Raw genomic sequence first — 8,470 nt, forward strand, 5'->3', positions numbered from 1 at the left:
CACCGCCGGACCCTGGCGGGCCCGGCGGTTCACGCCCTCAGACTTCAACCGAGGGCGTGCGCGCCGCGACGATGACCATGTCGTAGTTGCTCGCCTGCCAGCCCGAGAGGAACACACCGATCGGCAGCTTCTTGCCTCGGCCGATCAGCTGTCCGTCGTCGTCGGTCATCGAACTGTCATTGACGTAGACGACGCCGTTGGCGAGATCGACCTCAGTGACCACCGCGGCGTGATCGAGGGTGAAGTAGCCGTCCTGGCCTTCTGGCGCACTGCCGGCGACGGCCGTCCAGACGATGTTCGTCGAGTAGATCACCACGGCTGACTTACCCTGTGCGAGAGCGGCTTCGAGGTCACGGAGCTGCCGTTGGGCATCGAGTGTCGTCGGCAGTACGGTGTCGCCGTTCTCGTCGACCGTCGCGCCTGTGGAGTAGGTCGCCGTGACGTTGAAGTACTGCTCCATCAGAGTGGGCAGGTCCTGGGTAGCGGCTCCCTCGTCGATGTTCTCATCCAGGAAGATCATGCTTCCCGGCCTGACGACGCTGCCGGTGGTTTTGGCCAGGTACACCATCTCGGCCTCGGTCGGCGGGGTCGTCTTGGTCGCAATGCCGATCGCGGACGCGCTGGCCTGGAGGGCGCAGTTGGAGAAGCTCTGGCTGACCCAGTACTTGCTGCCCTCGTCGACGTCGCCGAAGACACCGTCACCGAGGACCCTGATCGTGACCAGTTGTTCGACCGTGTCCGCCTGCGCGAATCCCTTCTCCACGGCCCGGTCGTGGCGCTGCTTCTGCAGCACGCCGGCGAGTCCCGGCCGAACCGCCTGAGCGCCGTTGTCGAGCGTGATCACGAAGCTGTCCTGCATGCCCGGCCGGACCAGCGCCGGATCGACGATGTAGGTGTACGTCCCGGGTTCGTCACCGGCGATGAGCGTGCCGTAACGCGGCCCGCTCGTCACGGTGTAGGTGACGTCATATCCATTGTTGCTCTGCCCGTTCATGTCGATGACGATCTGCTTGTTGTCGCCCGTCTGCGGTCCCGTCTCCGGTGACGCCGATGGTGCCCGATTGAAGTAGACGTACGCCCACCGACGCGCGAGTTCGGCGAACGGAGACAGCGGCTTGGCCGACGGCACAGCCACATGCGCGGTGGCCACACTGACACCTGTGGCGCCCTGGGCGCCCGCGCTGCCGTCCGAGCCGCTGTCACCCTGAACAGTCGGGTCATCGCGCTTGGTCCCACCGACGCCGCCCGAACCGAGTTGGCCGCCCGCGCCGCCCGCGCCGCCGGGCGTTCCCCCCGTTCCACCGGTTCCGCCGTCGCCACCATCACCACCGTCGCCCGGGGTGACGAACCCGGTTCCTCCGGCTCCGCCGTCGCCTGCCGCGCCACCGGTTCCACCATCGCCCGGATCGAGTGTCGCCGTTCCGAGTCCGCCGGTCCCGCCGGTGCCGCCGTCGCCGCCGCGCCCGCCGCGCCCCCCGGTGTCAGCCCCGTAGGCACCGTCGCCGCCGAGCCCACCGGCGCCACCGTTGCCGCCGCTGGAGCCGGCTCCGCCGGCAGCGCCGGCGCCACCATTGCCGCCGGCGCCGCCGGTACCGCCGTTCTCACCGGCGGCCGTCGTCCAGCCGCCCCTGCCGCCTTGCCCGCCGGCGCCGCCCTGGCCGCCTGCGCCGCTGGCACCGGCCTCACCGTTCGTGCGGATGACGAAGAACATTCCACCCGTCCCCGCCGCGCCGCCGAGAGAACCGCCTGCGCCGCCGGAACCGCCGTTACCGCCCTTGCCGCCGTCAGAACCGGGGCCGGCGTTGGTGTCCGGCCCCCTGCGACCCTGGCCGCCCTGGCCACCGGTGCCGCCGGTGCCGCCGGCCCCGCCGTTGCCGCCGAGACCCATGAGCATGCTTCCGTTGCCGCCGTCACCGCCGGCGCCGCCCTGGCCACCGGCCTGGCCGTTTCCGCCGTCGAGTTGGGTCGCCGAGCCGTTGGTGCCGACGATGCCTGTCTGTCCGATACCGCCGTCACCGCCGTCGCCGCCACGTCCGAGGAACGACGACCTGCCCGCGTTGCCGCCGTTGCCACCGTCGCCGCCGCCTTCGCCTCCGGCGCCGCCGTCTCCGCCGTTGCCGCTCATCCTGCCGCCGCGGCCACCATTGCCACCGTCGCCGCCGTGATCGGATCCGAAGCCTTCCCAAGGGCTGTCGCCGCCGCTGCCACCGGCGCCGCCCATCGCGAACAGGGCGAGCAGACCGGCGTCGCCGCCGTCACCGCCCCGGCCGCCGTAACTGGCCTTGCCACCGGTGCCACCCGCGCCGGCGTAGCCGCTCACCGAGAACGTGCCGGTGTCGCCGCCTCGGCCACCGGCACCTGCGGTCTGGCCGTTGAGGACCGCGTTCCCGCCGACACCGCCGGCGCCGCCATCGCCGCGGACGAGGCCACCGGTCCCTCCTGCGCCGCCCGCGCCGCCGGTCGAGGCCCCGGTCGACGTGCCGCCCGTACCGCCGTTTCCACCATCACCGTTCGCGCCCGCCGATCCGCCGCGCCCACCGCGCGACCCGCCGACCGTCGTGGCGCCGTCTCCGCCCTCGCCGCCGTTGCCGCGGATCTTGCCGCCGGCGCCACCGTCACCGCCGTCGCCGCCGTTGACCGCCGCGACTCCGTTGCCGCCGGCGCCACCATCGCCGTAAGCACCGGCGGACCCGCCCTTGCCACCGTTGTATCCGGCGCCGCCATCGCCGAAGAACCCGCCTCGACCACCATCGCACGCAGAGACACCTGTGCAGGTCTCGGACGTCCACGAGTAGCCGTCGCCGACGATGAGGCCGCCATTGGGACGCTCGGCGGTGCCATCGCCGAAGAGAACGACTTTGGGCTGACGCGGTGTCGATGCGGTCGCTGTGGATCGCCAGAAAGGAGCGGGGTCGGCCGCGCTCTCGTCTGCGGTCGAGTTCAGTGTGTTGCGTCGTTCCGCGCGTCGTTCAGCCGCGTCGGAGATGCGTTCTGTACGTTCCTGTTTCGCGGTAGCGCGTCGGTCGGCCGCAGTGGTCGACGCGCGGTCACGCGTCGCTGCCGAAGCGCCCGACGTCGCAGAAGAAACGTGACTGTCCGACGATGCCGAGGTGCCCTCGTCGGCATGGGCAGCCGCCTGGGGCACGGCCAGGAACAATGCCGTGCCCATGCCCGCGGACGCGACTCCGGCGAGCAACCACCTCCGAACCGCGAAGCTCTCCGACCGTCGGTGCGCCCCTTTCGTCCGCTGCGGAAGAGAAGAAAGATCGCCGCGGTCGGCCGTACTCGGCGCAGCAGCAACGGACATGGAGACCCCCGAAATCATCAGTGATGTGGACGCCGTTGTTCGTGACCGACACCGGTCGACGACAGTCGCGCGTCGCGAACTCGGTCGACTTTACGGTGGCGATAATTTCTTGTCAGCAAATTTGTAAAGATTGGGTGCGGGACAATCTGATCTGCAACGTACATAGAGTGCCGTGCATTTGACGCGGTCCACCGATCCGCTGTGCCGCGGGGCAAAGCGGTTTACCAGTTGGGGCCGGTCGTGGTTCACCAGTCCTTCGAAGAAGACCTCGGGCTGCCATGCCTCCCTATGGGGACTACTTCGGGCGTGTCCGCGGGGTGGTGATCACCACTACCGCCTCGGCGGCGCCGTCGACGGCGGCGAACCGGTGGCGCCGACCGCTCGACCAACTCAGCGTCGACCCCGCATCGACTACGGTCTCCTCGCCAACGGGTCCGGCCAGCACCCGCCCGTCCACCACCGTGAGATGTTCGCGGGTGCGCGCGCCGTGGGATGGCGAGACATGATCTGCGCCCACGGGGAACTCGAGTCGGAACACCTCTACGGTGACCCGGGGCAAGTGCCGCACAGACAGCAACACCGTGCGCATTCCGCCGTCTGCTGCCGAGCGGGCGCCGGGTGTCTCGCCGACGAGCGCGGTCAGAGGTACGTCCAGGGGCGCGCACAGCGAATAGAGCGTCTCGACCGTGGGATTACGTTTGCCTGCTTCGATTTCCGACAGCGAGCTCTTGCCGACGCCGGCGCGACGGGCGAGTTCAGACAAGCTGAGCCCGCGCTCGGACCGTAACTCGCGCAGTCGGCGACCGACGTCTCCCGCATCCACCCCACCGATGCTACGTTCTGTTCACGGAACGCGTTCCGTGAACAGAACGAGGGGTTGCGAGAGTGGACCAGGACGTCTCGAAGGCGGTGCCGGTGGGCGCCGGCGTGGTGTGCGCGCTCGTCGGCTTCACCTCGTCGTTTGCGGTGGTGCTCGCGGGTTTGCGCGCGGTAGGGGCCGATCAGGAGCAGGCGGCGTCGGGCCTGATGGCGGTGAGCTTGGCGATGGGCGCGGCATCGGTGCTGCTGTCGTGGAGATTTCGCATGCCGATCACGTGTGCGTGGTCGACGCCGGGAGCTGCACTGCTGATCAGCACCGGCGCGGGGGCAGGAGGGTGGCCGGCTGCCGTCGGCGCTTTCGCCGTCACCGCCGTGCTGCTGCTCGCCACCGGACTGTGGCCGATGCTGGCCCGAGCCGTGGCCCGCATTCCCCATTCCGTTGCCCAGGCGATGCTGGCGGGGGTACTGCTGCCGCTGTGCATCGCTCCGGTCACCGCACTGGCCAGCGATCCTGTGGTGATTGCGCCGGTGCTGGTGGCGTGGCTGATCGTATCGGCGACCCGGCCCCGCTGGGCAGTACCGGCGGCGTTCGGCGTCGCGCTCCTGGTGCTGGCGGTGACGTTGGTGCGGCACGACGCGGTGCCCGCCGCGTCGTCGTGGGCCCCGCACCTGCAGGTGACCACACCGACCCTCACGGTGTCGGCGTTCATCGGTATCGCTCTCCCGTTGTACATCGTCACGATGGCCGCGCAGAACATCCCGGGCGTCGCCGTCATGTCGGGATTCGGTTACCACGTTCCCTGGCGCCCAGCGCTGACGGTCACAGCAGTCGCCTCCCTGTTGGCGACGCCGTTCGGCGGTCACGCCGTCAACCTTGCCGCCATCAGTGCCGCGTTGGCCGCCGGGCCGGACGCCGATCCGAATCCCCGGCGTCGCTGGGTAGCCGGAGTCACTACCGGAACGGCTTACTGCGCACTGGGCCTGGTCTCGACGGGATTGACGGCCGTCGTGCTCGCCGCGCCGGCCGGGCTCGTGCAGGCGGTCGCGGGGGTGGCGCTGCTGGGTGCGTTCGCCAGCGCGTGCGCCGGCGCCATGTCCGATGAGTCGGCACGCCTACCGGCTGCGGTGACCCTGGTGGTCGCGGCGTCGGGAGCGACCGTAGCCGGGGTCGGCGCGGCATTCTGGGCGCTGCTGGTGGGGGTGATCGTGCACAGGTTGTTCCGCGGGACAGTGCGCGCCCGAGCCTGATTCACGACACCGACTGCAGGTCGGGCAGCGATCGTGAATTATTGAGGCACAGACGTTTTAGCATTGTTGCGACACCTGGAATTCAGACAAGGCGCGGTGGTTCGCTCGCCGTGCGGCACACCGGCTCCACTGGCATGATGTGCCGATGTATCACGTCCTGCCAGCCACTCCGGCGACCGTACACTGGGGGTACTTCGATCCGGCTCTGCCTGCGGTGCTCACGGTGAACTCGGGCGACCTGGTGGCCGTCGAAGCGTTGACCCATCATGCCGGAGACGCGCCAGATCTGTTGATGGACGCGGAGATTCGGGCCGTCTTCGATCAGGTCTGCGATCGCGGGCCGGGGCCGCACCTGTTGACCGGTCCCGTCGCGGTCACCGGCGCCCGCCCAGGCGACGTGCTGCAGGTCGACATCTTGGAGGCCACTCCGCGCCTGCCCTACGGCTCCAATCTGGCGGCGCACTGGGGGTATCTCTACGACCTCACGGGCACCGAACGCGTGACCGTCTACGAGCTCGACACCGCGGCGCTGCGAGGACGGGCGATTTTCGGCTACGACTGGACCACGACGGCGCTGGCTGATCAACCGGGAACGGTCGTCGAACCGACAAGCGTCACAAGAGAACCGGCGCTGCCTGGCGTCACTGTCGCGCTACGACCGCACTTCGGCACGATGGGGGTGGCACCGGCAACCCCCGGGCGGGTGTCCTCGGTGCCGCCCGGCGACCACGGAGGAAACATCGACAATTGGCGAATCGGCGTCGGAGGCCGCATGTATTACCCCGTCCACGTCGCCGGCGCATTACTGTCGATTGGTGACCCACACGTTTCTCAAGGTGACGGCGAGATCAGCGGCACCGCATTGGAGGCATCGTTGAAGGGGCTGCTGCGTCTGACTGTGCGCCGCGACCTGCCGTTCACGGTGCCAGTGCTGGAGACGTCGACCGAACTGCTGGTCCATGGCTTCGGAGACAGCCTCGACGAAGCGATGCGTGCGGCGGCGGTGCGCGCGCTCGACCTCCTGCAGCAGCTGTACGGCCTCTCCCACGCCGACGCGTACTCGTACATGTCTGTGGCGGTGGACTTCACTGTCACTCAGGTGGTCGATCAGCGCCAGGGCGTGCATGCCCGCATCGACAAGCGGTCCTTCACCGGCACATGGGGGAGCGCGGCGTGAGCGCCCCGGGTGGGATCCGCCCCTTCACGTTCACCCCCGCCGACGGAGTTCCGCCGTCGGTGGCCCCTTTCGTGCACGCCACCGCTGCCGGCGAGACGCTGTACGTGACGGGCCAAATGCCCACAGACACAAGTGGATCGGTGGTCAGTCAGGACATCGCCGCCCAGACCGATCAGGTGCTGACCAATCTGCTGCGGGTGACACAGCTGTGCGGCGGGGGACTGGCCGACGTGGTGTCGGTGCGGGCATATCTCACTGACTGGTCCGAGTACCAGGCGTTCAACGCTGCGTATGCCGCCTGGTTTCCGGACCGGTTGCCGTCCCGGACCTGTGTCGGGGTGACCGGCCTGGCGGTCGATGCCCGCGTAGAAATCGACTGGGTGTGCTGGCGCAGCGGCGGCTGGGGTTGGACTTAGTCTGCGGTGACCTAGGGCTGGAATGATGGCAGCACTTGATAAGCGAATACTCGATGCAGTTCCTCGAAGCCGTCACCGGAACTAGTTAGCGGGTCGACGTCTAACGCCCGCCGCATCGGTCAGCTTCCCTGCAGTCAATCGCAGCAGGGATGGTTCGTTGCCGGCGTAGCATCGACGTCGTCGGAACCCATCAATAGGGGAGGTACCGATGATGTTCAACTCGACGCGTTTGCTCGTCGCCACGTCTGCAGCGATGCTCGCCGTGAGCTTCAGCAGTGCCGTGGCCACAGCCGACCCTCCGGCTCCGGGCACCCCGTGCGGCGCAGGCAAGGTGGTGACGTCGATCAACACTTGCGAGCCGCTGAACTCCTCATGCACCGGCTACGACGGCATGCTGATCGGGCGCGTGGCCGCGGACGGGCGGTGCGTAATTCCCGGGCTTGAGGGCACCACCTGGTAGAACCCACCGACTGGTGACGTACGTCCTCATCCCGCGGAAGCCGCGGAAGCGACGGGTGCAATAGTGGCGCGCGTCGTCATGATGAGCCGGTCGAGACGGCTGCGCCAATCCCGTTGCCCGGCTGGGGGGAACCGTCTCCAGGACGGCTGCCACGTCACGCCGTTCGCATGACGGTGAAGGCGAGTCGTATGTGAATCACAATTTGGCCCTAACGTCGCGGTCATTGCTGAGGGCAGTGTTTGCCACCGTCGCCTGGGTTACCGAATATCGGGCAGCGGACCCGACGTTGTGCGACCGTTCCGAACGCTATCTCGTGCGAGTGCTTCACACTGCCTCGCGAAGCGTGCCCGTCGTCAGTCTCTGCTCGTCCACGGTTGGCGGGCGAAGACGCGTTCCACCAGTGGACGGAAGAAGTCGAGCGGACGGTGCTCGAAGTCGGCGTCGAAGCAGTTCTGGTCGTACTTCTCGCAGAACTCGACGCAGTCGTCGAACCACCGATGCCCGCGGTACTTCTCGCGGGCGTCGCGCACGCCGCCCATGTGGGGTGCGTAGTAGTACTGCTGGAATTCGGGATGCACCTTGACGATCCACGCCATTCGCTCCGACACGTACGGCGCGACGACGGCTGCGGCGAAGGCGCCGTGGGCATGCGGTGCGTAGGTGTCACCCACGTCGTGCAGTAGCGCGGCGACGATGTACCCGTCCGAACGTCCGTCGTCGAGCGCGCGGGTGGCCGATTGCAGGGAATGGTCGAGCCGGCTGATCGGGTAGGCCTGCTGGCCGTCGGCCAGAGCCTCCACCAGGCCGAGCACGCGGGGTACGAGCCCCGCGTTGTTCGCGTGCTCGGCACGATCGATGAGCGCATAGTCCTCCGCCGTGCCCTCGGCCATCGTGCGGTAGGTGGCACGCGTCTTGGTGCTCATGTCTCGCTCCTCTCGACCAACATCCCCTTCCACACCGTAGTGACTGGAGGGCCCGCGCGCGGGCCCTCCAGTCACTACGGTGTGGAAGGGGATGTTGGTCGAGAGGAGCGAGACATGAGC

Annotated in this window: 7 protein-coding genes; 4 read left to right on the top strand and 3 right to left on the bottom strand. The window is 68.5% G+C overall.

From position 1 onward, the window contains the following. Nucleotides 1-37: 37 nt before the first annotated feature. Nucleotides 38-3,169 carry a hypothetical protein gene (locus tag DMB80_RS28815; protein ID WP_162938516.1) on the bottom strand — a complete coding sequence of 1,044 codons (3,132 nt, stop codon included), beginning with the start codon at nt 3,167-3,169 and terminating at the stop codon, nt 38-40. Nucleotides 3,170-3,602: 433 nt separating this feature from the next. Continuing rightward, complete coding sequence (locus DMB80_RS12545) at nt 3,603-4,130, bottom strand: helix-turn-helix domain-containing protein (protein ID WP_111510148.1); 528 nt, start codon at nt 4,128-4,130, stop codon at nt 3,603-3,605. Nucleotides 4,131-4,192: 62 nt separating this feature from the next. On the opposite strand from DMB80_RS12545, the gene DMB80_RS12550 reads away from it, so the two are divergent. From DMB80_RS12550 to DMB80_RS12565, 4 genes are all read left to right on the top strand, one after another. Continuing rightward, nucleotides 4,193-5,374, top strand: a complete 1,182-nt coding sequence (locus DMB80_RS12550; protein WP_205538648.1) for a benzoate/H(+) symporter BenE family transporter — start codon at nt 4,193-4,195, stop codon at nt 5,372-5,374. 145 nt (nt 5,375-5,519) lie between these two features. After that, nucleotides 5,520-6,551 carry an acetamidase/formamidase family protein gene (locus tag DMB80_RS12555; protein ID WP_111510149.1) on the top strand — a complete coding sequence of 344 codons (1,032 nt, stop codon included), beginning with the start codon at nt 5,520-5,522 and terminating at the stop codon, nt 6,549-6,551. Next, nucleotides 6,548-6,967 (top strand): RidA family protein, encoded by a 420-nt coding sequence (locus tag DMB80_RS12560; RefSeq protein WP_240431159.1) that lies wholly within the window; start codon nt 6,548-6,550, stop codon nt 6,965-6,967. Before DMB80_RS12555 ends, DMB80_RS12560 begins: the two co-directional genes overlap by 4 nt. A 208-nt stretch (nt 6,968-7,175) precedes the next feature. Further along, nucleotides 7,176-7,427 carry a hypothetical protein gene (locus DMB80_RS12565; RefSeq protein ID WP_111510151.1) on the top strand — a complete coding sequence of 84 codons (252 nt, stop codon included), beginning with the start codon at nt 7,176-7,178 and terminating at the stop codon, nt 7,425-7,427. Nucleotides 7,428-7,780: 353 nt separating this feature from the next. Here the strand turns inward: DMB80_RS12565 and DMB80_RS12570 are convergent, their stop codons facing one another. Continuing rightward, complete coding sequence (locus tag DMB80_RS12570; RefSeq protein WP_111510152.1) at nt 7,781-8,350, bottom strand: HD domain-containing protein; 570 nt, start codon at nt 8,348-8,350, stop codon at nt 7,781-7,783. Between the last annotated feature and the right edge of the window lie 120 nt (nt 8,351-8,470).

Source organism: Mycobacterium kyogaense, from assembly GCF_003254575.1.
In the GTDB taxonomy this organism is placed as follows: Bacteria; Actinomycetota; Actinomycetes; order Mycobacteriales; family Mycobacteriaceae; genus Mycobacterium; species Mycobacterium kyogaense.

What these genes read in the sequence shown, in the direction of transcription:
- DMB80_RS28815 (WP_162938516.1), bottom strand. Translation starts at nt 3,169, where the DNA reads ATGGGCACGGCATTGTTCCTGGCCGTGCCCCAGGCGGCTGCCCATGCC.
- DMB80_RS12555 (WP_111510149.1), top strand. Translation starts at nt 5,520, where the DNA reads ATGTATCACGTCCTGCCAGCCACTCCGGCGACCGTACACTGGGGGTAC.
- DMB80_RS12565 (WP_111510151.1), top strand. Translation starts at nt 7,176, where the DNA reads ATGATGTTCAACTCGACGCGTTTGCTCGTCGCCACGTCTGCAGCGATG.
- DMB80_RS12570 (WP_111510152.1), bottom strand. Translation starts at nt 8,350, where the DNA reads ATGAGCACCAAGACGCGTGCCACCTACCGCACGATGGCCGAGGGCACG.